This is a genomic window from Ornithinimicrobium ciconiae (assembly GCF_007197575.1).
Classification (GTDB): Bacteria; Actinomycetota; Actinomycetes; order Actinomycetales; family Dermatophilaceae; genus Ornithinicoccus; species Ornithinicoccus ciconiae.
This window is the reverse complement of the sequence record NZ_CP041616.1, coordinates 418,753-441,117: the sequence shown is the minus strand read 5'-3', so window position 1 is coordinate 441,117 and position 22,365 is coordinate 418,753. Positions and strand designations below refer to the sequence as shown.

At 69.3% G+C, this 22,365-nt stretch carries 24 protein-coding genes; 9 read left to right on the top strand and 15 right to left on the bottom strand.

Annotated elements, in window-relative coordinates:
* The first annotated feature begins 24 nt into the window (after positions 1-24).
* Positions 25-1,116, top strand: coding sequence for an enoyl-CoA hydratase/isomerase family protein (locus tag FNH13_RS01965; RefSeq protein ID WP_143781905.1), 1,092 nt, complete (start codon positions 25-27; stop codon positions 1,114-1,116).
* An 85-nt stretch (positions 1,117-1,201) separates the two neighbouring features.
* Positions 1,202-1,366 carry a hypothetical protein gene (locus FNH13_RS18915; protein WP_165699977.1) on the top strand — a complete coding sequence of 55 codons (165 nt, stop codon included), beginning with the start codon at positions 1,202-1,204 and terminating at the stop codon, positions 1,364-1,366.
* Positions 1,367-1,428: 62 nt separating this feature from the next.
* Here FNH13_RS18915 and FNH13_RS01960 read toward each other — a convergent pair whose 3' ends face one another.
* Positions 1,429-2,928, bottom strand: a complete 1,500-nt coding sequence (locus FNH13_RS01960) for a UDP-N-acetylmuramoyl-L-alanyl-D-glutamate--2,6-diaminopimelate ligase (protein ID WP_143781904.1) — start codon at positions 2,926-2,928, stop codon at positions 1,429-1,431.
* Between the two features lie 182 nt (positions 2,929-3,110).
* On the opposite strand from FNH13_RS01960, the gene FNH13_RS01955 reads away from it, so the two are divergent.
* From FNH13_RS01955 to FNH13_RS01945, 3 genes are all read left to right on the top strand, one after another.
* Positions 3,111-3,347: a heavy-metal-associated domain-containing protein gene (locus FNH13_RS01955; RefSeq protein ID WP_407669937.1), complete on the top strand. Its 237-nt coding sequence runs from the start codon at positions 3,111-3,113 to the stop codon at positions 3,345-3,347.
* 102 nt (positions 3,348-3,449) lie between these two features.
* Entirely contained in the window at positions 3,450-5,402 is a 1,953-nt protein-coding gene (locus tag FNH13_RS01950; RefSeq protein ID WP_143781902.1) for a heavy metal translocating P-type ATPase, read from the top strand.
* 220 nt (positions 5,403-5,622) lie between these two features.
* Positions 5,623-6,195 carry a DUF4262 domain-containing protein gene (locus FNH13_RS01945; RefSeq protein WP_143781901.1) on the top strand — a complete coding sequence of 191 codons (573 nt, stop codon included), beginning with the start codon at positions 5,623-5,625 and terminating at the stop codon, positions 6,193-6,195.
* Positions 6,196-6,198: 3 nt separating this feature from the next.
* On the opposite strand, the gene FNH13_RS01940 is transcribed toward FNH13_RS01945, so the two are convergent.
* The 5 genes from FNH13_RS01940 to FNH13_RS01920 all read right to left on the bottom strand — a co-directional run bounded on the left by FNH13_RS01940 (position 6,199) and on the right by FNH13_RS01920 (position 9,425).
* Entirely contained in the window at positions 6,199-6,957 is a 759-nt protein-coding gene (locus FNH13_RS01940) for an HAAS signaling domain-containing protein (RefSeq protein ID WP_143781900.1), read from the bottom strand.
* Positions 6,954-7,232: a PadR family transcriptional regulator gene (locus FNH13_RS01935; RefSeq protein WP_321169240.1), complete on the bottom strand. Its 279-nt coding sequence runs from the start codon at positions 7,230-7,232 to the stop codon at positions 6,954-6,956. The genes FNH13_RS01940 and FNH13_RS01935 overlap by 4 nt, the downstream gene beginning before the upstream one ends.
* A 140-nt stretch (positions 7,233-7,372) precedes the next feature.
* Entirely contained in the window at positions 7,373-7,756 is a 384-nt protein-coding gene (locus FNH13_RS01930) for a VOC family protein (protein WP_143781898.1), read from the bottom strand.
* A 135-nt stretch (positions 7,757-7,891) separates the two neighbouring features.
* Complete coding sequence (locus tag FNH13_RS01925) at positions 7,892-9,085, bottom strand: hypothetical protein (protein ID WP_143781897.1); 1,194 nt, start codon at positions 9,083-9,085, stop codon at positions 7,892-7,894.
* Between the two features lie 157 nt (positions 9,086-9,242).
* Positions 9,243-9,425, bottom strand: a complete 183-nt coding sequence (locus FNH13_RS01920) for a hypothetical protein (RefSeq protein ID WP_143781896.1) — start codon at positions 9,423-9,425, stop codon at positions 9,243-9,245.
* A gap of 147 nt (positions 9,426-9,572) precedes the next feature.
* On the opposite strand from FNH13_RS01920, the gene FNH13_RS01915 reads away from it, so the two are divergent.
* Positions 9,573-10,196, top strand: coding sequence for a hypothetical protein (locus FNH13_RS01915; RefSeq protein WP_143781895.1), 624 nt, complete (start codon positions 9,573-9,575; stop codon positions 10,194-10,196).
* 253 nt (positions 10,197-10,449) lie between these two features.
* Here FNH13_RS01915 and FNH13_RS01910 read toward each other — a convergent pair whose 3' ends face one another.
* The 3 genes from FNH13_RS01910 to FNH13_RS01900 form a co-directional block, all read right to left on the bottom strand.
* Positions 10,450-12,150, bottom strand: coding sequence for an outer membrane protein assembly factor BamB family protein (locus tag FNH13_RS01910; protein WP_143781894.1), 1,701 nt, complete (start codon positions 12,148-12,150; stop codon positions 10,450-10,452).
* A 108-nt stretch (positions 12,151-12,258) separates the two neighbouring features.
* Positions 12,259-12,615: a hypothetical protein gene (locus FNH13_RS01905; protein WP_143781893.1), complete on the bottom strand. Its 357-nt coding sequence runs from the start codon at positions 12,613-12,615 to the stop codon at positions 12,259-12,261.
* A gap of 37 nt (positions 12,616-12,652) precedes the next feature.
* Complete coding sequence (locus tag FNH13_RS01900; protein WP_165699976.1) at positions 12,653-16,426, bottom strand: nSTAND1 domain-containing NTPase; 3,774 nt, start codon at positions 16,424-16,426, stop codon at positions 12,653-12,655.
* Positions 16,427-16,572: 146 nt separating this feature from the next.
* On the opposite strand from FNH13_RS01900, the gene FNH13_RS01895 reads away from it, so the two are divergent.
* A complete protein-coding gene (locus FNH13_RS01895; protein WP_143781891.1) occupies positions 16,573-17,004 on the top strand; it encodes a hypothetical protein in 432 nt (143 codons plus the stop codon).
* Positions 17,005-17,008: 4 nt separating this feature from the next.
* Here FNH13_RS01895 and FNH13_RS01890 read toward each other — a convergent pair whose 3' ends face one another.
* Entirely contained in the window at positions 17,009-17,560 is a 552-nt protein-coding gene (locus FNH13_RS01890; RefSeq protein WP_143781890.1) for a hypothetical protein, read from the bottom strand.
* A 110-nt stretch (positions 17,561-17,670) separates the two neighbouring features.
* Here FNH13_RS01890 and FNH13_RS01885 point away from each other — a divergent pair, with 110 nt between their 5' ends.
* Positions 17,671-18,465, top strand: a complete 795-nt coding sequence (locus tag FNH13_RS01885; protein ID WP_143781889.1) for an enoyl-CoA hydratase — start codon at positions 17,671-17,673, stop codon at positions 18,463-18,465.
* 95 nt (positions 18,466-18,560) lie between these two features.
* On the opposite strand, the gene FNH13_RS01880 is transcribed toward FNH13_RS01885, so the two are convergent.
* From FNH13_RS01880 to FNH13_RS01865, 4 genes are all read right to left on the bottom strand, one after another.
* Positions 18,561-19,016 (bottom strand): MarR family winged helix-turn-helix transcriptional regulator, encoded by a 456-nt coding sequence (locus FNH13_RS01880; RefSeq protein WP_143781888.1) that lies wholly within the window; start codon positions 19,014-19,016, stop codon positions 18,561-18,563.
* A 170-nt stretch (positions 19,017-19,186) separates the two neighbouring features.
* Positions 19,187-19,600: a YccF domain-containing protein gene (locus FNH13_RS01875; RefSeq protein WP_143781887.1), complete on the bottom strand. Its 414-nt coding sequence runs from the start codon at positions 19,598-19,600 to the stop codon at positions 19,187-19,189.
* A 45-nt stretch (positions 19,601-19,645) separates the two neighbouring features.
* Positions 19,646-20,218, bottom strand: a complete 573-nt coding sequence (locus tag FNH13_RS01870; protein WP_143781886.1) for a cob(I)yrinic acid a,c-diamide adenosyltransferase — start codon at positions 20,216-20,218, stop codon at positions 19,646-19,648.
* Between the two features lie 2 nt (positions 20,219-20,220).
* Positions 20,221-20,973 carry an FAD-binding oxidoreductase gene (locus FNH13_RS01865; protein WP_143781885.1) on the bottom strand — a complete coding sequence of 251 codons (753 nt, stop codon included), beginning with the start codon at positions 20,971-20,973 and terminating at the stop codon, positions 20,221-20,223.
* A 148-nt stretch (positions 20,974-21,121) separates the two neighbouring features.
* On the opposite strand from FNH13_RS01865, the gene FNH13_RS01860 reads away from it, so the two are divergent.
* Positions 21,122-21,406 (top strand): hypothetical protein, encoded by a 285-nt coding sequence (locus tag FNH13_RS01860; RefSeq protein WP_143781884.1) that lies wholly within the window; start codon positions 21,122-21,124, stop codon positions 21,404-21,406.
* 43 nt (positions 21,407-21,449) lie between these two features.
* On the opposite strand, the gene FNH13_RS01855 is transcribed toward FNH13_RS01860, so the two are convergent.
* Entirely contained in the window at positions 21,450-22,238 is a 789-nt protein-coding gene (locus tag FNH13_RS01855; RefSeq protein WP_143781883.1) for a DinB family protein, read from the bottom strand.
* Between the last annotated feature and the right edge of the window lie 127 nt (positions 22,239-22,365).

The window sequence follows — 22,365 nt, the reverse complement described above, 5'->3', positions numbered from 1 at the left end:
GTCTACGTGCGTAAGGTGCTGGCCATGACCGCCCCGACACCTGCCGAGCCAGCGTTCGCCCCTGCCCCCGGCCAGACTCCCGAGGTGGAGTATGCCGTGGCGCACCGGATCGGCCGGGTGCGGCTGAACCGTCCGCGGGCCATCAACGCCCTGACCACCGCCATGTGCACCTCGTTGTGGGCGCAGCTGCGGGCCTGGACCGAGGACGACGCGGTGGCGGCGGTCTTCATCGAGGGTGCGGGTGACAAGGGACTGTGCGCCGGTGGGGACGTGCGCGAGATGCGCGAGCTGATCCAGGCCGGCAAGCACGAGGAGGTGCTGGGCTTTTGGCACCAGGAGTATGTCGTCAACGGCCTGATCGCCGACTATCCCAAGCCGTATGTCGCGTGGATGGACGGGGTGGTGATGGGCGGTGGCGTGGGCATCTCCGCGCACGGCTCCAGGCGGCTGGTCACCGAGCGGTCGAAGATCGCGATGCCGGAGACGGTGATCGGGTTCTTCCCGGACATCGGGGGGCTCTACTACCTGGCGAAGGCGCCCGGTGAGCTCGGCACGCACGTGGCCCTGACCGGGCTGCCGGTCTCCGGTGCCGACGCGGTCGTCCTGGGGCTGGCCGATGAGGTGGTCTCCTCAGGCGCCAAGGAGCGGGTGCTCGCCGACCTCGCGGCAGAGTTCGGCGGAGCAGGGCCACGGCCCGCCACGTCCGAGGCCGACGCGGCGACCCCCTCCGGGGCCGCGGACACCGCACGGGTGTCAGATCTGGAGCAGCAGCGCGGGTGGATCGATGAGTGCTACGCCGGTGACGACGCGGCGATGATCTTGCAACGCCTGCAGTCCCACGGCGACCCCGCTGCCCGAGAGGCAGGCGAGGTGCTCGCGAGCCGTTCACCGCACTCGGTCGTGGTCACTCTCGAGGCGATCCGCCGCGCCCGCGAACTGTCCGTCCACCAGGTCCTGGACCAGGACGGGCGACTTGGTGGGCACTTCGTCTCCCACCCGGACTTCGCCGAGGGGGTGCGCGCCCTGCTGGTCGACAAGGACAACAATCCGCAGTGGGCGGACGCGTCCCTCGCCGCCGTCGACCGGGCTCGGGTGCTCGCTGCGTTCGAGAGCTGAGCCACGGGCGCCAGGAGTGCGTCCGAGGATCTCACCCTCACGGCTGCTGCCAGGGCACTAGTGGCAGCGCCCTGAATGGAGGAGCATGGGTGCCATGGTTGCGGCACTGATGCTGCTCCTCAGCGTTCTTGTCGTTGCGGAGATCATCGAACGGTTGGTCGCGCTGGTCACCAGCGACGGCCACGGCCGTCGCGCATCCTCAGGGCTCCCGCGGAGTCACCGGGGCGAGGTCCGCAACCCGCTGCGCTGAGCGCCCCCGTGAGGGGGATGCGCTCATCACCAGCCGGCCACGTTCACGAGTCTGTGGATCGATCAGGGAGATCCTGCAGGGTCGGCCGCCAGCGCCTCACGCCGCACCTGCAGCGCCCGGCGCGCCTCGGACATCTCGTCCCAGGGGATCGTCTCGGTGTCGCGCTCCAGCGTCTCCTCCGGGCCCTTGCCCGCCAGCAGCACCGTGTCAGCAGGTCCGGCGGCGCTCACGGCATACTCGATCGCCTCGCGCCGGTCACCGATCGAGACGAAGTTGTCCCGTCCCGCCTCTCGAGCACCGCGCTCCATCTCATCCAGGATGGCCTGCAGCGGGGTGTCCCGGTGGTCCTCCTCGGTGAAGATCACGACGTCGGCGCACTCAGTCGCGGTCTCCCCCAGCGGTGCCCGTTTGGACGGGTCACGCGGGCCACCGGCGGAGCCGAGCACCACCCACAGACGTCCCTGGGTCGTGACGCGCACGGTCGCGAGGGCCTTCTCCAAGCTGGGGGCGGTGTGCGCGAAGTCAACGATCACCCGCGGCTCACCCTCCCCGTGCTCGACCATCTCCATGCGGCCCGGCACGCCACCAAAGGTCGCCAGACCGTCGACCAGCGTGGGCACGTCGACACCCAGCGCGTGCACCCCGGCCAGGGCCGCGAGCGCGTTGGCGACGTTGAACCGGCCGATCATCGGCAGCACCGCCGTCCGACTCCCCTCCGGTGAGTGCAGGGTGAAGCGCAGGTCATCGGGACCCTCGACCACGTCGGTCGCCCTCCAGTCCGCGTCCGCCCCCTCGGCGGAGTATGTCGTGTGGCTGGCGGCCATCGGCAGCAGCTGCTCGGTCCACGGGTCGTCGGCGTTGAGCACGGCAAAAGGTGCACGCTGGACCAGCTTGGCCTTGTCGGCGAAGTAGCCCTCCATGGACCCGTGGAAGTCCAGGTGCTCGCCGGTCAGGTTGGTCCACGCCGCGACGTCGAAGTCCACCGCGCGGACCCGGTCCAGGGCGAGGGCGTGGCTGGAGGCCTCCACCACCACGGTCTCGGCCCCCGCGGCCACCTCGCCGGCCAGGATCTGCTGCACCTGGGGCGCCTCAGGGGTGGTGAAGTGCGTCGGCGGCTGGCGCAGCACGCCGTCCGGCAGCTCGTAGCCGACGGTGGAGAGCAGTCCCGTGCTCCGACCAGCCTCCCGCAGCAGGTGCCGGGCCAGGCACGAGGTGGTGGTCTTGCCGTCGGTGCCCGTCACCCCGAGGATCTGCAGCCCCCGGCTCGGGTGACCCGCCAACTCGGCCGCCGCGTCGGCCAGTGCGGCCCGGGCGGCCGGCACCACGACATAGGGCACCGGACAGTCGATGCCTTCAGGCAGTCCTTCACCCAGCACCGCGACGGCACCGCGCTCAACGGCCTGGCCGATGAAGGAGTGCCCGTCCACGCGCGCCCCCCGGATCGCGACGAACGCATCCCCGGGCCGGGCCCAGTCAGCCTGGTGGGTGACTCCGGTGACTTCTACCGAGGGGTCCGATGCGACAGGGAGGTCCAGTGCGGCCGCGAGGTCACCGAGTCTCATGAGCCACAGACTAAGCGGGGAGCTGGACGATCCGGCTCCCCCGCGCTGGATCGGCCACGGGAGAAGAACCTGTGACCTCATCGGCCGCTTGACCCAGGTCAAGGAGAGTCGTTGGCAAAACCCATACCTTGAGGTCATAGCCCCCGGGAAGGGGCTCCCACCACGACGCGAAAGGACCCATCGTGAGCACCACGACCAACACCATCAAGACCATCCTGCGGGCCGAGGGCTTCTCCTGCCCCTCCTGTGTCAACAAGATCGAGAAGCAGGTCGGCAAGCTCAAGGGCGTCGAGTCCGTGAAGGTGCACTTCGCCTCCGCCCGTGTCGAGGTCGTCCACGACCCGACACTGGCCACCACCGACGACCTGGTGGCGGCAGTCGCCAAGGCGGGCTACACCGCCAAGCCGGCCGCCTTCTGACCGTCCGCCCCCGGCCCGGGCCTCCCTTGGTGGGAGGACCCGGGCAGCCGAGCGATCGGCATACGACATCCCGCTGTGCACATGTGAGAGGAAGAGAACGAGATGAACAGGGTTCAGAACTGGCTCAGCGGCCGCTGGACTGTGCCGATCGTCTCGGGGCTGCTGATCCTGGCATCACTGGCCTCGAGCCAGTTGCTGGAGGCCCGCACCTGGGCCGACATCCTGATGGTCGCCGCCGCGGTCGTCGCCGGCACGCCCGTGGTCATCAAGGCCTGGAATGCGCTGACCGCCAAGGTGATCGGCATCGACCTGCTGGTCTCGATCGCCGCCATCGGTGCGGTGATCATCGGTGAGTACTGGGAGGCCGCTGCGGTGACCTTCCTGTTCGCCATCGGTCACGCCCTCGAGACCGCGACGCTCAACCGGACCCGCTCGGCCCTGGCCGAGCTCATCGCCGTGGCTCCCGACGTCGCCATCGTCCTGCGCGACGGCGAGCAGCTCGAGGTACCCGCACACGAGGTTGCTATGGGCGAGACCGTCCTGGTCAAGAACGGCTCGAAGGTGCCGGTCGATGGCATCGTCTCCGGTGGCACCGGAGCACTCGACGAGGCCTCGATCACCGGTGAGTCCATCCCGGTGGAGAAGACCGAGGGCGACCAGGTCTTCGCCGGCACCATCGCCACCGGCGGGTTCCTGCAGGTCACCGCGACGGGTGTGGGCGCTGACACGACCCTGGCCCGCATCATCCACCGCGTGGAGGAGGCCCAGGACGCCAAGGCGCGGACCGCGGCCTTCATGGACCGGTTCTCGGCCTGGTACACCCCCGCCATCATCGTGATGGCCATCGCCTTCGGCCTGATCACCCAGGACGTCGTCCTGGCTCTCACCCTGCTGGTCATCGGCTGCCCCGGCGCACTGGTCATCTCCATCCCCGTCTCGATCGTGGCCGGCATCGGTCGCGGCGCCAAGGACGGCATGCTGATCAAGGGTGGTGAGTTCCTCGAGACCTCCGCCAAGATCAACGCGGTCGCGCTCGACAAGACCGGCACCCTGACCGAGGGTCGCCCCACCCTGACCGACGTCGTCCCGCTGCAGCCGGACGTCGACAAGGACGACCTGCTCCTGCTGGCGGCACGCGCCGAGGCCGGCTCCGAGCACCCCCTCGCCAAGCCGATCATCGACGCAGCCACCGCGGCAGGTATGCCGGTCACCGGACTGCCCGAGCACACCGAACCAGTCCCCGGCAAGGGCATCGTGGCCACACTTGACGGCCACCAGATCGCGGTCGGCAACCAGGCCCTGATCCAGGCCCAGCCCGGTCACGACCCGGCCGACGCCGCTCGCGCGGCGGAGGTCGTCCAGGAGCTGGCGGCCGCCGGCCGCACCCCGATGGTGGTGGCCCGCGACGGTCGCGTCCTGGGTGTGGTCGCGGTTGCTGACCAGATCCGTGAGGATGCCCCAGAGATGATCCGGCGCCTGCACGACGCGGGTGTCACCAAGGTCGTCATGCTCACCGGCGACATCGAGCCGGTCGCGAAGGCTGTCGCTACCCAGGTGGGTGTCGACGAGGTCCGGGCCGGCCTGCTGCCGGAGGACAAGCTCGACGCGGTCGCCGAGCTGCAGCGCCAGGGTTACACCGTGGCGATGGTGGGAGACGGCGTGAATGACGCGCCGGCGCTGGCCACCGCCGACATCGGTGTGGCGATGGGTGTCGCGGGCACCGGAGTGGCGATCGAGACCGCCGACATCGCCCTGATGAAGGACGACCTGCTCAAGCTGCCCGAGGCGGTGTCACTGGCCAAGCGCACGGTGGCCAACATGCGGCAGAACATCGCGATCGCCCTGTCGACCGTGGCAGTGCTGCTCGCCGGAGTCCTCTTCGGCGGCGTGACCATGGCCATCGGGATGCTGGTCCACGAGATCTCGGTCCTGGTCGTCATCGTCAACGCGATGCGCCTGCTGCGCCGCAGGGAGCAGCAGCCCTCGCGGCCCACGGACCGCACCCCCGGTCCGTCGGTGAACGCTGACCCCGCCCGCGCCACGCAGGCCGCTTGACCGACTCCACCCCCGCCGCGCGGGGCCCGGGAAACCCCCAGGCCCCGCGCGGTCTGCTGTCCCGCGCGGGGCATCTGTCCCGCGCGGGTCTGCTGTCCCGCGCGGGTCTGCTGTCCGGGGCCGTGGACACCGTGCCTGTGGACAACCCCGGCGCGATGTCGTGCCGGAGGTCTAGCGTCCTCGCGAAAGGCGCACGCCGGGTGCGCATGGGGAGGAAACTATGGACATCTCAGCCGCGATGCGTGCGTTCGAGGACCGTCAGCGGAGCATGATCACCGACCACATCCGCAGCCACGGGGTGCATCTGGTCTATGTCGCACCCGCCGGCGAGTGCGACTGCTGCCGCGAGGTCGGCGAGGCAGCTCCCGATGCTGGCGACCAGGTCGCCGACCTGCTCGGCAGAGCCCAAGAGCTGCCGCCACGGCTGGATCAGCCGTTCTGCTACACGATCGGCCTGTTCGGCATCGGCCACCCCGAGCTGGTGGTGCTGGGCCTGCCCCAGGACGCGTCGATGACAGTGCTCAACGCCGCCGCCCACCAGGTCAGCGGCCATCGCCAGGACCTGGTGCCCGGTCAGGTGGTGCCCCAGCTGGAGCCGCACCTCCTGGTGGAGGAGATCCCCAACCCCGGGATGATCGTCTTCCAGGCCAACAACTACTACAAGCGGCCACTGCAGGCATCGGTCCCCGCCTACCAGCTCACCTGGTCCGACCCAGCCGGCCGCTTCCCCTGGGATGAGGGGCGTCAGGGCGGTCCGTGGATCCAGGCACGGCCTGGGGACTACCGGGCGTGACCGCTAGGCAGCGATGGTGGCCGAGCGCCTTCTGCCCGACATTGTCAGGCGGACGAGCAGCAAGATGCTGACACCCACGACCAGGACCAGGGCCACGAGCGACGTGATGACCAACCCTCGTTCACCGGCGAGGAGCCAGCCCAGGTCGGGGCTGAGTCCGATGACGAGCGCACAGGCGGGCAGGAGCAGCAGGTGCAGCACTTTCTGGCGGGCGGACCACAACCGGGAGTTGCCCACCAGAAGAGCCATGCCGATCCACAGCGGCAGAGCCATCACGATCCCGGCCGCCAGGAGCATCACGGTCGAGCCGGCCTCGTGGTCCACGGTGCGCACAGTCCCCCCGTCACTCGAGCTGACCTCCGTCACGACGTAGGCCCCTGCCCCTCCCACAAGGAGGAGGAGCAGCAGCAGAGCAAGCACCTGCAGGATGGCCACCGCGACCGGCACCCAGCGTCGGTCGCTGATCGGAAGCCGCCCGGGCGGGGTCTGAGTCATTGTTGGTGCGCCATACGGAGCAGGCTGCCGCCCCCCGCCCGGGCCGACCTCATAGGCCTCCCGGGCGACGGCCTCCGGCGGCCCCAGCTCGGCGAGCACCGCCGAGACATTCGCGTCAGTGGCTCCACGGCGCTCCACGAGCCCCGCCTCGATGTGCTCGCGCACTCCTGCCAGGACCTCTGCGCGGTCGCCCGGTGGGAGATGGTCGAGCATGCGCGCGAGATCATCCAGATACTGGGTGACGAGCAGGTGCTGGGTGGTGTTCATGGTGCTGCCCCTTCGCTGAGTGCGGCGTCTACCGCGTCACGGAACGGTTGCCAGGTGCGGGTGAAGTCCTCGAGCGCACGCGAGCCCGAGTCGGTGAGCGCGTAGTAACGGCGGGGCGGCCCGCTCGGGGACTCCTGCCAGGTGGTGTCGACCAGCCCGGCCTTGCGCAGCCGGGACAGGAGCGGATAGAGCGTGCCCTCACTGCCCATGAGCACCCCGTCACGCGTCAGGTGACGGGCGATCTCAAAGCCGTAGGTCGGCCCACCGCGGAGCATGGCCAGCACGCAGTACTCCAACGCACCTCGTCTGAGGTGCGTCAGGATCGCACTGTCGCCAGGTACCATGCATCACAAGGTAGCCTCTCGCCGACAGCACCGCAAGGGACCCGGCCATGGCACAACGTGTGGCCGATGAGTTACTCGGGACCGCCCCCGTGAAAGACGGCCTCGACGTTATTACCGTCCGGGTCACGCACGAAGGCGCCGAAGTATCCCTCGTGGTACTCCGGCCAGAGCCGCGGCGCGTGGAGCTCCACGGCGCCGAGGGCCAGCGCTGCCTCGTGGAAGGCCCGCACCTCGTCCTCGCTCCCGGCATGGAAGGCGATGTGGGTCTCGCGGTTGGGCCCCTCGGCCGCACCGCTGCCGATCCAGAACGCCGGGAAGTCCCGCCCGTAGCCCAGGGCCACCTCATGGTCGAGCAGGCGTCGCATCCCCAGGGTCGCCAGGACCCTGTCGTAGAAGTGTGCGCTGGCCGCCAGGTCCGCGCAGTTGATACCGAAGTGGTCGATGACAGGACGCACACTGGTCTCCTCGGGTCGGCGACCGGTCAGTCAACGGGCCGACCGGCATACGGGATCGTGGTGACCAACTCAAGCACGGCGCACCGACAGTGTCGACGCAACACCCCTCATCGCGCGGTATGCCGGCAACTCGCCTCAGCCGGCCAGCTCCAGCACGTCGGCGAGGCGACCGACCTGCCGCTTCACCTGACGGGCATGGACGCCCTGCCGCTTGTGGCCGGCCAGCTCGGCCATCCTGACCGGCGCCCGCGCAAGGAAGCGGGCATGCACGAGCGCCAACTCCTCGGCAGGCGTGTAACCACCTGAGTCCTCGGAGCCGCCCCACTCCACCAGGAGCGTGCCGAGCAGCGCGTCCTTGTCCGCGGCAAAGAGGTGCAGCTTGGCGGCGTCGTGCATCAGCGGACGCTCACCGGAGTGCTCCCAGTCGATGAGGACGACACCGTCGTCGGTGCCGAGCACGTTGGAGGCGACCAGGTCGCCGTGTGACCAGGAGACCCGCAGCAGCTTGTCCGCGGCGAGGAGGCCAGCCACCCAGTCACCGACGTCGACAGGGACCAGCTCCGCCTCCCGCACGCTCTGCCACTGCTCCCGGAACCCCGCGGGCCAGATCTCACTGGCCCGGGTGGTGTGCACGCCGTAGCCCTCGTGCACGCGGTCGAGCCCCTCGAGGATGAAGGACATCTTCTCGGCCATGCGCTGGGAGTTGGCCAGCGGCACCCCGTCGACCCAGTCCTCCACCAGGTAGCGCAGACCAGGTCCGACCTCGCCATGGCCTCGCATCACCGGGACCAGGCCGGGTGCATAGCGATTGACGACCTCGTGGGCGCGGACGGCGTTCGTGATCCCACAGGTGCCATTGGGTCGCACCGGCTGCACGGCCACCGTGCGTCGCTGCGTGCCGTAGGCAGCGCGCAGCTTGACCTGCTCACCCAGGTCGAACTTCGCGCGGACGATCACGTCGGCCGCCACACGTGCGGTGACGCGCCGCAAATCAGGCTGGGTGTGATCCCACTCGCCCCGCAGCGGCGCCGGCAGCATGGTGCGCAGGTCGTCGGGCGGGCCGGGCCGACGCACCGCCCGGTCGCGGACGAGGAACTCCCGAGGCTCCCGGGCCGTGGGCAGCGCCGGCTCCCGTCGCTCGATCTGACGGAGGACCTCCAACGCGACAGCGGCCCGGTCCACCTGACTGAGGTGGACCCGGTCGGCAGGCGTATGCCGTCCCTCACCCGGGCGGACCAAGGTCCGGACCCGCCGCACCAGCGGCGCGACCCCCCGTCTGGCCGTGCCGCTGACATCCGACCACAGGGACCGAGCCCCACGTGGCAGCATCTGACTCACCTGCACCTACTCATTGAACGAGCAACTTAACAACAGGCAGATGAGAGGTCGATGAGACACGCAGCCGCGACTGCAACCGTGTGCCGCAGGTGAGACCACACGCAGTCGGGGTGAAGGGTGACGCCGGTGAGACGCCCGCGATCAGTCGTTAGGTGCCGGCGGGGTCGTTCTCGTCCCGACCGAGCATCCCCACGCTGACCCAGCTGATCGCCACGATGATCGCGCCGATGACTGCATAGGTCGTGCGAGCACCATCCCCGATAACTGCGAAGAGTCCCCCGTAGATGATCGTGACGACGAGAGCGAGATAGGCAAGCTTCTGTCTGTCCATGCCCCCACTCTGGTCATATCGCGGGCCTCGCGTCAGTGACACACGCCGCAGAGTCCAAGACGACATATGTCACACGGTGGTCGATCTCGGCGCGTGAGCGCGACACATCCACGACATGGCTGGGATAGACACCATGCTGTGTCTCGCATGCGATGGATAACAGCTGTGGTCAGCGCCGGCCTCCTTCTCGCCGGGTGCGGTGGGGGCTCCGCGGCTCCGGGAGCCGAGCCGGCCGGGGGTCGACAGGACCTCTCGGCGGGTGGTTCCCATGACCGGGCGGCCCCGAAGGGACCGGGCGACAGCAGCCAGAGCACCGGCTCGGCGCAGAGCCAGGACGGCACGGCATCGGCTACGGGCGGCGGTGTGGCGACGGAGGGCACCGCCGACCCGGCCAACCCGTGGTCGGGCACCAGCGCTCCCGACGCCGCGTTTCTGATGCCCTCCACCAACGTGGCCTGCGGCATCGGTCCCGAGTGGGTGGCCTGTCAGATCGCCGACCGCGACTACACCCCCTCACACACCTTCCCCGGCTGCCGGGCCACCGAGGCGGACACACTCCTCCTGCGTGCGGGGCAGCAGGCCCAGTGGGTCTGCTCCGAGCACAGCATGTTCGGCGTCCGGCACGAGGTGCAGGGCGCGACCCTGTCCTACGGTTCGGTGATGATGCGGCACGGCTTCACCTGCCTCAGCGACACCGACGGTGTCCAGTGCTCCGAGGACTCGACCGGTTACAGCTTCCGCCTCGCACGCTCGTCCTACGACCTGTCCTGAGCACGGCGCCAAGCCCCACCCCGGAGCGCGCCCACCATGCCCCCCCACCGCGCCCGCCGAGCCTGCCCCCCCACCGCGCCCGTACGTGCAAACCCACTGGCAGTTCGACCATAGAAACTCGTTGGATCCGACATCCCTGCAGGTCAACGGCCCGCAGGGGCGACCAGCGCCACGAACTGCCAGCGATTGTGCAGACGCTTGAGGGTGGATCTCCCGAGCACGGCGCAGCCCGGCTCACCTCAGCCGGTGCGGGTCACTGCAGCAACGAGATCTCGCGACGGGCGGTGTCCTCCACCAGGAGCGCGTCCCCGGCCCGGCGCAGTGACTCGGTGCCCGACACCCGCATCGACCACAGCGCCGTCCCGTCCTCGACGTCCCAGGCCTGCAGCCTGCCCTCGTCATGTCCGTAGGCGACCCGCGTGCCGAGGTAGTCGGCGCTGCCCCTGAGTCGCTGGCTGCGTTCACCGCTGTCCAGGTCAAGGATGACCGAGCGGTCTCCCTCGTTGAGCACCAGACCACCGGCCACCGTGCCGGTCACCCAGCTGAACGTGTCGTCATACTCCTCGTCCCACATCGGGTCCCCGGTGCTCGGATCCAGACGCATCAGGTACTCATAGGTGCCGTCCTCAGTCGCCTCGGCCTTCAGGAGCACCTCACCACCACTGCCCTCGGCGGTGAAGACCTGCTCGGCGTCACCGGCCCAGAGGGTCTTGCCCGTGCGATCCAGCCCGTCCAGGTAGTAGCCGAAGCTGCTGGACTCCTGCCGCAGCACCACGTCGCCGATGACCCGGTAGGACACCTCTGGCTCCCACCCCTCGAACCACTCCGGCTCATAGCCGGAGGCGGCGTCCAGCCACCAGGGGCCATCCTCGGTGGTGATCTGCAGATAGCCGTCGACGACGCTGGCTCCACCCTCAGGATGCACCCCGGGGATCCCGGCAGACCAGACGTAGTCACCTGCCAGGTCCCCGGTGTCCAGGCGCCGGACCCCGTCCTCGTCCAGGACGATCAGGGGCGCACCCACGTCGGCGCTGCTGATGACAGCAACGTCGCTCAGCTCGACCTCCGACACGGGGGTGCCGTCTGCGGGGTCCAGCGCCGTGACGGTCACTGACGTCAGGCCCTCGTCAAACGTGATGACCGACACGACGACGTGTCCCTCGGCTGACAGTGGCAGGATGCTCACCGACGAGCTGCCGGGCTCGAACGCCAAGGCCTCCAGGTCCGCGGTCCACAGCTCTTTCCCGGTGGACCTGTCGATCATGACGATGTGACCGAGCGTCGGCGGGGCGTCCGGCTGCTGCGCCCTGCTGGCCCCTTCGCCCCGCTCGAACTCGGCGTCCCCGAACCCGTCGAACCACCCCTGATAGGACTCAGCATCATTGACCGCCGAGGCGTAGGTCGCCCCGCCCAGACCGAAGTAGTCCTCGTAGGACGGGTAGGCGTTGCCCCAGGAGTCCTGCTGGTATGCCTCCATCGCCTCCTGGTAGCGCGTGCCGTCGGCAAAGCCCGCGGCGTAGTGCTCCGGATAGCCGGGGTACCAGGACGAGGTCCCAGCCTCGTAGTAGGTCGAGGAGTCCAGGTCGGCCTTGACCAGGAGGCGGTCGTTGCCGACGGCATAGACGGCAGCCGACGGCGCGATCCACTCCTCCTCGCCGCGGGGGGCGTACTTATAGGTCCAGGCCTCCTCCGGGGCAGCCGTCAGGTCCGCGACCGGCACGTCTGACGCGGTCGCGCCGCCCGCCGGCTTCAGGAACAGCAACCACACACCCACGGCGATCACCGACAGCACCAGCAGGGCGAGCGCCAGCCCCAGCCACCGACGGCGTCGTGGCTGCCCCTGCGGACTCACCGGTGTCGCAGGTCCGTGTCCCTGACCGGACGGATCGGTCTCTGGGTCCCATGGCAGGTCGGGCTCCAGCGGAGCCGGGGTCCACGCGGAAGTGTCGGTCATCAAACTGCCCCTCTCGTCTCCCGGGAGACTGTAGGAAGGCTCTGTCGTGGCGGTGTCGCGGTTGCGTCGCGGTGCCCGCCCAGGCCCGGTGGACCGCTGCCCGCCCCATCACCAGCTCTCGGCGTCCCAGTCCACGGCATCCAGGATCGGCTCGTCCAGGTTGCGGCTGGCCCCACTGAGGGGGACGGTCGCGGAGCCGCAGAAGTCGTCGACCGCTGTGCGTATGCCGAGTTCGTTCCCCTGCGCGTGGGGGTCGAGTCCCGCTTCCACCAGCAACTCCGCCAAGAGGGCGGTGCGCTCGGTCAGGGACAGTTCACCGAAGGCGAAGCAGGTGGTCGACCCGGCAGCAAACGGGACCCCTCCACCACACCCCGACAGCACAGCGACCGTGAGCAGGCCGAACGCCCACGCGGGTCCGGAGCGCTGACGAGGGACCGGCAGGGTTCGGAAACAGATGAGACGCACACCGCGGTTCCTACCCTATCTCTGTCGCAACGCTGTCTCAGCGAGTCTGCCGGCCGCAGGGTGGCTCATAGTCGATGCCCGGAAGATGGGTCGTCCACTCCAGCTCCGTGGCCGGGGTGCCGGTCGTGGCACAGACGAACTCTGCCGCTGCCGGCGCATCCACCAACCACATGTAGGCACGCCCCTGCTGGCCTCCGGCGAGCAGGTGGCGACCGTCAACCCAGCCCACGGCGGTCAGAGAGGCCTGGGACGAACGCAGCACGAGCTCGGAGACATAGTCCTGCCCCTCCTGGCGCCAGACCCAGACCGTGCCGTCCAGGACGGCCGCGGCCACCCGTGAGCCGTCCGGGGAGAACGCCACGGAGTAGACCGTGGCGGCCGGGCCGGTCAGGGTGGGCCCGACCTTGACCGGCGCGGCCGGGTCGCTCACGTCATAGAGCTGCAGCTGGCTGTTGGCCCCACCCACGGCGAGCAGGTTGCCGCCTGCGGCGAAGTCCAGCGCAAAGATCGACAGCTCGACGTCGATCGTGCTGATCGGACCCCCAGCCAGGTCGGTGCCGTCCCACAGCTGGACACCGCCCAGGGTCCCACCCGTCGCGATGATGCCGCTCTCGCTCCCCGCCACTGTCAGCACCGGGTCGTCGGGGGTCTCTTGGGCCACCACCCGATCTGGGTCCTCGAGCGAGAGCACCGACAGCACGCCGTCGTTGCTGGCGGCAACGATGCGCCGGTCACCGTCGAAGAAGGCGGAGTGCTCGACATACTTCTCGCCGACCTGCACGTCCACGAGCAGTTGCGGGTCGGCCGGGTCGCTGACGTCCCAGGCGACCACGTGACCGGTCGAGGTGCCACTGGCCACGATATCCCCGGTGGAGCTGATGGTCGCGGCACCATCCATCACGCCAGCACTCGCCGGCGCCAGCAGCGGGGCGAGGAGCACAGGGGTGCGCGGTTGCGTGGTGTCCCACAGATAGAGGTGCCCGTCGGCTGTGCCGGAGGAGGTGATGGACCGGGAGCCGTCCGACGATGCTGCGGTGATGAAGACGGTGTCCCCAGACAGCGGCAGCACGCCCTCGGTGCGATGCCACAGGTAGGACGAGGTGTCGGTCGTCGTGATGATCATCCGCTCCTCGTCGACCTCCTCGACCGAGGTGACCGCAGCGCTCACCGGGAGCACCGACCGCACCGCTGCGGCTGCGCCACTGTCGGGAATGTCGTAGAGGCGCAGCGTGCTGTCCGAGCTGCCCGCGACGACGCTGCGACCGTCGGGCGTGAAGGACACAGAGTTGACCCAGCTGTCAAAATCCGGCAGCTCAGCGAGCGGCTCCAGGGCACCGTCCTCGGTGATGTCAAAGAGGCGCAGCGTCTTGTCGCTGCCGACCGCAGCCAGGTGCGTGCCGTCGGGGCTGAGGTCGATGTCGAACTGCCGCGTCGAGTCCTCCCCGACATGCACCTGTGCGGTCTCGGTCAGGCCGACGTCGGACACCGCCCACAGATAGAGATTCCCCCCCGTGGTCGCCGCCGCCAGCTGTCCTCCGTCAGCGTCCAGGTCCAGGCCCCGGATCGACCCGGAGACTCCCTCCACCGGGTCTGCTTCCACCCACTGACCGTCGGCATACGTCCAGGTCAGGATCTGTGCGTCGCCCTGCGCATCCTCGTCGCCGGCGGCCAGCAGCCGGCTGCCGTCCGGGGAGAAGGCGAGGTCGAAGACGGTCCGGTCGACGGCAAGCTCGGCGCTGAGCACCGGCGAGTCCGGGTCGGTGACGTCGAACAGCCGGACGTTGGGGGCCCCGCCGCCCACCGCGAGCAGGCGACCCTCGACCCCAAAGGCCACCGTCTGCACCGTCGTGCCGTCCTCGTCCAGGGTCACGGTGGCGGCGTCCTGCATCCGGTCCCCGTCAACCCGCACGAGGTCAACAGCACCATCGTTGCCGCCGAACGCGAGCAGGTCACCGGTCTCGTTCGCGGTGGCTGTCAGCGGGGCGCCGGGGTCCACCCGCCGGGTCATGACGGGCAGCGAGGTCGCGTCGATCAGGGCGGAGCGGGACTCACGGGTGTCGGAGATCTGATAGCCACCGAGCGCCACCTGGTTGGCCAGCGGGACGTTGTTCTCCTGGAGGGTGGCCGCCACCCGCGCCATCTGGCGAGACCTGGCCTCGTCCCGCTGGGTCGCGGCCGTGCTGCGGCTCTGCAGGGCAAACGCCCCGGCGAGCGCCGCGACCAGGGCCAGGCACACCGCGGCGGCCAGCAGCTGCTGCGTCCGACGGTGCTGACGACCCCGCTCCCGGCGTCGTTGCAGTGCCTGGGCCTCGCTCGCCTCGACGTAGGCCGTCTCGGCCTCGGTGAGCTGGCTGGCGTTCGTCAGCATCCAGGTCCGCACCGCCTCCAGCAGGCTGCCCCGCAGCAGGAGTTCTGGGTCCTGTCCGTGCTCGGCCCAGGTGTGCTCCTGGCGGGCGAGCATCTCCCGCAACAACAGGTCGGAGCGGTCGGCGTCGAGCCACTGCCCCAGCCGTGGCCAGGCCGCGATGAGCGCCTCATGGCTCAACGACACCTCGGTCTGGCTGGAGGTCAGCAGGCGGTGGTCGATGAGGTGGTCGAGCACCTGGCCGGCGCGGGGGTGGCTGCGGACCAGATCGGCCGTGATCTGACTGCGCCGGCTCGGGCCGGCGTCGGGGTGGAGGGCGATCAGGCGCAGGATGATGCTGCGGGCCACCTCCTGGCCCTCCTCGTCCAGCTCGGCAAAGGCCCGTTCGGCGCTGCGCCGCACTGCCCCGGCCACCCCGTCGACCGCCTTGTAGTCCCGGATCCTCAGTTGCCGCCGGTCACTGTCCTCCCAGGCTGCCTGCAGGGTGTGTGACAGGTGCGGCAGCACATGTGTGATGTCACTGGCCCGCACGTCGGACAGGATGACGTCCACCAGCCCCCACTCGAGCTTAAGGCCGACGACCTCGGCCGGGCCCTCGACCGCGGTGCGCAGTTCCTCCTCACTCATCGGCGGCACCAGGACCTGATGGTCCCGCAGACCGGTCACCAGACCCGGCTGTGCCGCCGCCTCGCCATAACGGTCGGCGCGCAGCCCGATCACCAGCACCCGGGTCCGTTCCGGAGTCGTCTGCTCTGCCCACCCGACCAGTCGCTTCACCGTGGCTGTCTGCTCGTCGTCGTCCGAGGTGAGGGTGAACAACTCCTCGAACTGGTCGACGACCAGCACTGCCCGAGGGCTGCTCTTCAGCCGATCGAGAGCCCTCTCGACGTTCGCCGCCGGCTCAACACCGGGAGTGATCAGCTCACACTGCCAGCCGTCCCGCGCCAGGGCCGGTCGCTGCAGGGCGGGGATCAGACCTGCCCGGAGCAGGGAGGACTTGCCGGTCCCCGAGGCACCGACCACGAGGACGATGCTGCCTCGGGTGGCGGCGCTCGTGACATGGTCGAGCAGCTGACGGGTCAGGTCGGCCCGGCCGAAGAAGAGGTCCTGATCCTCCACCCCGAAGCCGGCCAGTCCGCGATAGGGAGGACGCATCACCACTGTGCTGCGCCGTCCCTGATGCAGGTCGACCAGCCGCGCGCGCCAGTCCTCGACGTCCTGTGCGGTGCCTCCGCAGGTGGTCACGATCGCCTCGAGGACCTCCGGACGGTTGGCCGGTGGCAGGTGTCGTCCGCTGAAGTATCCTCCGAGCGTCCCGGACGGGATGCCGGTCCGGCGCGAGAGCTCTCGCACGGACAGGCCAGCCTGGAGTCGCAGTGTCGTGAGCGCCTCGCCAAACGCTCCGGATGGGTTGTGGGCGCTGTGCTCGGTCCCCGTTGCTGCCATGTAGCACAGTGTGCTGGGTGTACGGATCCGCATCTGTATGGGGGTGTGTACGGGCTTGTATTGACTTGGTGCAGGCACTGGTCAAGGGCAGGTAAAAGGTTGAGACTTCAGGCACAACTAGTCGATGCCAATCCCGGGGAGCGCACGTGACCGTTGAACCCTCCACTCCTGTGACCACCGCCGACCTCCTGCGCCACCATCTGCTGACCGACACCGCGTGTCGGCGCAAGTGGCAGAGCCGGGCCGCCCGCACTCGTCGTGGCACGATCAACCAGGCCGCCATCGCACAGGTCCTGGCCGAGTGGCTCTGGGACAACGGCGAGGAGCACGAGAACGATGTCCTCCTCCCCCGCCGGCTCAAGGACCGGGTCAGCCGGGCCCTGTCGCCCGCCGAGGGACCTTCGCCGCGCAGCCTCACCCTGTTCATCCTGGCCTTTGATATCCCCGCCGTCGTCGCCGACCAGCTCTGGGCGGCGCACCTCATGGGTGACGGCGAAGACCTTCCCGTGGTGGCTGCCGGGCGCCAGCCAGTCGCCGCGCCACGTCCAGCAATGGGCCGTGTGGTCCGGATGCCGTGAGTCGCTACTCCAGCTTGTCCGCGAGCACCGTCAGGCCCTGACGAGCCAGCGCCTCAGCGTTGCGAACTCGCTCCTGCATGCGACGAGCCTCCTCCACGGCCGCGACGGCGCGCTTCTCGGCCTCCTGGCAGGCCTGCACTCCGTGCTCACGCCCCCGGCGCTCTGCGGCCTGGTCGTCGTGGAAACCCGCCACCTCGCCGGCCGCGAGCTCGACGGCCCGGTCCAGCAGGAATCGGTAGGCGGCCCGGACCTTCTTCGGGTTCGTCTTCCGGTGCAGCCCGTCGACCTCCTCGTTCATCGCCTCGCGCATGAAGACCAGGGAGTCCGAGCGATAGGGGCGCGCTGACTCCTGCTCCACCGCACGCCTGAGGTCCTCCTGCGCCTCGGCGAGTTGCCGTTCGGCCTCCCGCACCGCAGAGGCGGCGGCCTCGAGATGGTCGGCGAACCGATTCTCTAGGGCATAGACCAGTTGCTCGCGCTCCCCCGGGCCGAGGCCCTCGCCAGGGTCGGAGCCTGGGGCTCCTGCCTCGCCTGATCTCTCGTCCTGCTGTGCCACTGCTGCACCTCATCTCACACGTTCTGGACCCCACCACTCTCTCATCTCACCCGGGACCACCCGCATGCTGCGTAGGCTAGACAGAACCGCCGCCACCGAAGGGATCAGCCATGACCACGACCGTCGCAGCAACCTCAGTCCTGACGGAGATCGATGACACGGCGCGCATCGCCACCATCACCCTCAACCGCCCAGAGAAGCGCAATGCGTTGTCCCTGGCCCTGATGACCGAGCTGATCGAGGTGCTGCGCGAGATCGGTGCGCGCAAGGACGTCTCGGTGGTCATCCTCGCCGGCGCCGGTCCCGCGTTCAGTGCGGGTCACGACCTCGCGGAGATGACCGGCCGCTCGGTCGAGGACTACCGGGAGATCTTCGACCGTTGCTGTGACCTGATGGAGATGGTGCAGTCCATCCCGCAGCCGGTGATCGCCAGGGTGCAGGGCATCGCCACTGCCGCGGGCTGCCAGCTCGCGGCGACCTGCGACCTGGTCGTGGCCGAGGAGGGTGCCCGGTTCGGGACGCCCGGGGTCAAGATCGGCCTGTTCTGCTCGACGCCGATGGTGGCCATCAGTCGCGTCATCGGCCAGAAGCGGGCCATGCAGATGCTGTTGACCGGTGTGCCGATCGATGCCCCCACGGCGGCCGACTGGGGCCTGGTCAACGAGGTCGTCCCGGTCGAGGAGCTCGAGGCCCGCACCCGCGAGCTAGCCCTGCAGATCGCGTCGGCGAGCTCGGTCGTCACGGGCATCGGCAAGGAGGCCTTCTATGCCCAGATCTCCCGGGACCAGGGCGCTGCCTACGACTACGCCAAGACCGTCATGACCATGAACGCCCTGGCTGCCGACGCCCAGGAGGGCATCTGCGCCTTCCTGGAGAAGCGTCAGCCGACCTGGTCGGACCGGTAGCCCCACCATTTTTGGTGAGGTTTCGTTGGCCACTTCACCATTTTTGGTGTGGTTTCGTTGGCCGCTTCCCCCGACCCTGTCCTGTAGGTCAGCCGTCAGGCACGAGCGACCGGTGCCGCGTGCAGCGCCTCGACGATGTGCGTGCCGAGCTCCCGCAGCTGGTCCATCTGCTGGTCGTCGAGGATTCGCGTCATGGTCGCAGCCACCGACACCCCGTGACGGAGCCCGACCCGGCGCTGGATCGCACGGCCCTGCTCTGTCAACACCAAGCAGGTCGCGCGACGGTCGTGGGGATCGGGTGTGCGCTGCAGGAGGCCACGGCGCTCAAGGCGGGCAACCAGCTTGGACAGGCCGCCCTGAGTCATGAGGATGCCCCGGTTGAGCTCGGCCATCGACATCCCCGTCGGCGCTTTCGACAGGGTGTACAGCACGTCATACTCCACCTGGGTCACCTCGATCCAGACCTCGTCGCTGGCGAATACCTCATTCAGGGCGACCTGCGCCCGGAACAGCGCCTCCCACGACTCGTTGGCGAGTTGCGTCCTGTTCATCCGTCGTCCTTCGTCGCGCGCCAAGGCGCCCGTGCAGTCCTCGTGCAGCGCCGGCGGCGCTCACCAAAGACAACCGCACTCGCACTCACTACATTCCGAGTCATGCACTGTCTGCGCGTGTCACCCGACCGGGCACCTGCCGGCCCGCGCCGAGCGTCCCGAGGGGACCGTCAGCGGCTGACGGGCACCGCGAACCGGTCAGCCCGCGCCTGCGACAGTGGCACCACCTGCTGCCCCAGCGGCAGCAACGCGAGGGGCACCATCTTCCAGCAGGCGATGCCGAACGGGATGCCGATGATCGTCAGGCACAGCAGCGCCCCGGCGATCAGGTGGCCGATGGCCAGCTCCCAGCCGAGCAGCACTATCCACAGGATGTTGCCGATGATCGACCAGACGCCAGCGTCCTGACGCCACAGAGTCGTGCGCCCGAACGGCCACAGCACAAAGTTGGCCAGCCGGAAGGAAGCGATCCCGAAGGGGATCGTGATGATGAGGATGCAGGCGACGACACCGGCCATGACATAGAGCAGGGCCAGCCACCACCCGGCCAGGATCAGCCACAGAAGGTTGCCGATGGTCCGCATGCGTGCAGACTACCCGCAGCACCATCGACGGCGGCCGCCCTGATCTCAGTCATGGCTCGGCGGCTCCTGGACCTCCCCTGCCGCCCGCCTTGCGAGCACGAAGAGCAGGTCACTGAGCCGGTTGAGATAGACGAGGACCTGGTCGGAGACGTCGGCCCCGGCCCGCGCCGCGGCGATGGTATGCCGTTCGGCCCGTCGCACGACGGTGCGCGCCACATCGAGGGCGACCGACGCGCGCGTGGCGCCCGGGACGATGAACACGGGTTGCAGCGGACGCTCTGCGACGAGGTCATCGATCGTCCGCTCCAGGGCGTCGATCATCCCCGGACTGACCTGGGACTGACCCGGCGTGCCCCGGTCCCGGGCGCGGGGGTTGGTCATCAGGTCGGCGCCCACGACGAAGAGCTCACGCTGCAGCCTCAGCACGAGCTCGGCAAGCGCGGCGTCACCCTCGTCGCCCAGCGCTTGACGGGCGCCCCCGAGGACCGCCACTGCCTCATCCGTGTCTCCACACGCTTCGACCAGTGCGTCATCCTTGCCCAGTCGGCCACCGAACAGCCTCCCGGTCGTGCCGTCGTCACCGGTCTTGGTGTAGATCGCGGACGCCTCGCCAGCCATCGCTACTCTCCTGACATCTCGGTGCCCCAGGGCTGGGGCTCGGCATAGAACTCCTCGGTGTGCAGCCGGCCGGGCCGGCAGCCGAGGTCACGGGCGACGCGGACACCCGCGGCGACAAAGCCTGGGGCTCCCGCGATAAAGATCTCGTGCTCGGACAGGTCGTCCACCAGCTCGGGCAGCACGGTGCCCACCCGCCCGAGCGGTGCCGGTCCGGCCGCGCCCGTGAGAGTGCGCAGATAGCGGAACCTGGGGTGCTCCCGCCCCCAGTCCCGGAACGTCTCCTGGTCGATCAGGTCCTGCTCCGTGCGCCCTGAGAAGAAGACGGTGAACGGGTCGGGCACGCCTCGTCGCACCGCGTCCTGGGCGAGCGCCCGGACGGGGGCCAGTCCGGACCCGCCGGCCAGGCAGAGCACGGGGCGCCCGGCCTCGGTATTGGCCACGAAGGTGCCATAGGGACCAGAGACCAGCACCCGGTCACCGGTGGACACCTCGTCCGCGAGCCAGACACTGGTTGCCCCGCCCTCGACTCTCGTGACCAGCAGGGTGAGACGACCGCCGGGCTCCGGCGCGCTGGCCAGGGAGTAGGACCTGACCGGGACCCGGTAGTCCTCGTCACAGACCAGGACGTACTGGCCCGGCAGGTACTCAAGGGTCGCGCCCAACGGCTCGAGAGTCAGCTCCGTGATGACTGGGGTGACTCGTTCCCGTGCCACCACGGCGTGGAGCAGCTCCTCCGGGACTGCGGCCAGGGGCATGGCGCTCCTTCTTGGCGGGTGAGCACGTCGGAATATTTTTTCACACTTACTGGCTGATAATATAGAGAGGGTCTGCAGCCCCCGCCCCGGATCGTCGGACGCGCACCCCCTCGGGGCGCTGACCGCGCTGGCGTGGAAGGACGAGACGATGTCACGCAACTGGACCGTCGAAGACCTGGGGAGTCACACCTATCTCGTGCACGGCACGGAGCACGGTGACCGCGTGGACGTTACGGTCGGCCTGGATCCAGCCTTCCTCGAGTCTCTCGGCCTGTCTGGCGTCGCGGACGAGCAGATCGTGAACGCCACGGTGTCCTTCCTGCTGGAGCACCAGCGACTCGATGAGCTCCCGGCCGAGGTCGAGATCGAGGTCGTTGCGGCAGCCTATGACGACTTCCCCGAGCGGCTCCGCGCCCACTTCTCACGCACCTGACGCGCTGGCCAGCACCCAGCCCCCGCCCCCTGTCCACGGTCACTCAGGGGCTATCTCCGGCGGACTCGAGAGCATCCAGGTCACGCACGGCATAGCGGTGGTGCTCCCACTCCTCCTCGAGGATCGTGTGCAGGCAGGAAAGGACCGTCTCCGGATGCTCTGGTGCCCACGGGTTGGTGCGCTCCTCCGCGAGTATGCCGGGACTCACCCGAGCGATGAACTCGCGCACCATCGTGGTCCGGTCCGCACGAGCCGTGAGCACCTCTTCGTAGGACGGCGTGCCGGTGGTGAAGACCGACATGTCCAGACCGTCCTCCTCGGCACCGGCATTGGCCAGAGCCAGCGGATGGTAGGGCCGCGCTGCACGCAGCACAGCCTTGCCCAGCCAGGTGTCAGTGGCCATCACCAGGTGACGCAGCGTCTCGGCGAGCGACCACTCACCGTCCACCGAGGCGTTGACGGTCCCCGCCGGCATACGGCTCGCTCGGTCGAGCGTGGCCGCCCAGGTGCTCTCGAGCGCGGACCAGGCCGCGGCCAACCCCTCAGGGTCGGCGGCTCGGCGCAGCTTCCGGCCCGGGAAGCGGCGGTCGAGCTCTGCCTCGATGAGTGGGATGACATCGACGCCGTTGACTCGAAAGAAGTCGCCCTCCGCCAACCACGGGGAGTCGATCTCGACATTCAGCACATCGCTGCCACGGACCACCAGGCCCGTCAGGTCGCTCGCGACCACCCGGGCGCCCGTGAGCCTGGTGCGCTCGAAGCGGGCCCCGGTGAGGTCGGCGCGGACGAACTCGGCGCCCTGCAGGTCATCGTCCCGACCGAAGGTTGGCATGTCTCTCCTGTGAGTGTCCGGTGGCGCGGCGCCTCGGCACTCGGGCCCGGCGAGGACGCGAGCACCATGACGTTTACCAATGCTGCCAGCCAGCACTGACAGTTGCGCACCGAACGCGAGGATGGTT

Coding starts and splice junctions, on each gene's coding strand:
- FNH13_RS01950 (WP_143781902.1), top strand. CDS start 3,450: ATGAACAGGGTTCAGAACTGGCTCAGCGGCCGCTGGACTGTGCCGATC.
- FNH13_RS01855 (WP_143781883.1), bottom strand. CDS start 22,238: ATGCCAACCTTCGGTCGGGACGATGACCTGCAGGGCGCCGAGTTCGTC.
- FNH13_RS01935 (WP_321169240.1), bottom strand. CDS start 7,232: ATGCTCCGCGGTGGGCCGACCTACGGCTTTGAGATCGCCCGTCACCTG.
- FNH13_RS01885 (WP_143781889.1), top strand. CDS start 17,671: ATGACCACGACCGTCGCAGCAACCTCAGTCCTGACGGAGATCGATGAC.
- FNH13_RS01940 (WP_143781900.1), bottom strand. CDS start 6,957: ATGAACACCACCCAGCACCTGCTCGTCACCCAGTATCTGGATGATCTC.
- FNH13_RS01915 (WP_143781895.1), top strand. CDS start 9,573: ATGCGATGGATAACAGCTGTGGTCAGCGCCGGCCTCCTTCTCGCCGGG.
- FNH13_RS01920 (WP_143781896.1), bottom strand. CDS start 9,425: ATGGACAGACAGAAGCTTGCCTATCTCGCTCTCGTCGTCACGATCATC.
- FNH13_RS01965 (WP_143781905.1), top strand. CDS start 25: ATGACCGCCCCGACACCTGCCGAGCCAGCGTTCGCCCCTGCCCCCGGC.
- FNH13_RS01945 (WP_143781901.1), top strand. CDS start 5,623: ATGGACATCTCAGCCGCGATGCGTGCGTTCGAGGACCGTCAGCGGAGC.
- FNH13_RS01910 (WP_143781894.1), bottom strand. CDS start 12,150: ATGACCGACACTTCCGCGTGGACCCCGGCTCCGCTGGAGCCCGACCTG.
- FNH13_RS01860 (WP_143781884.1), top strand. CDS start 21,122: ATGTCACGCAACTGGACCGTCGAAGACCTGGGGAGTCACACCTATCTC.
- FNH13_RS01865 (WP_143781885.1), bottom strand. CDS start 20,973: ATGCCCCTGGCCGCAGTCCCGGAGGAGCTGCTCCACGCCGTGGTGGCA.
- FNH13_RS01880 (WP_143781888.1), bottom strand. CDS start 19,016: ATGAACAGGACGCAACTCGCCAACGAGTCGTGGGAGGCGCTGTTCCGG.
- FNH13_RS18915 (WP_165699977.1), top strand. CDS start 1,202: ATGGGTGCCATGGTTGCGGCACTGATGCTGCTCCTCAGCGTTCTTGTC.
- FNH13_RS01960 (WP_143781904.1), bottom strand. CDS start 2,928: ATGAGACTCGGTGACCTCGCGGCCGCACTGGACCTCCCTGTCGCATCG.
- FNH13_RS01900 (WP_165699976.1), bottom strand. CDS start 16,426: ATGGCAGCAACGGGGACCGAGCACAGCGCCCACAACCCATCCGGAGCG.
- FNH13_RS01875 (WP_143781887.1), bottom strand. CDS start 19,600: ATGCGGACCATCGGCAACCTTCTGTGGCTGATCCTGGCCGGGTGGTGG.
- FNH13_RS01925 (WP_143781897.1), bottom strand. CDS start 9,085: ATGCTGCCACGTGGGGCTCGGTCCCTGTGGTCGGATGTCAGCGGCACG.
- FNH13_RS01870 (WP_143781886.1), bottom strand. CDS start 20,218: ATGGCTGGCGAGGCGTCCGCGATCTACACCAAGACCGGTGACGACGGC.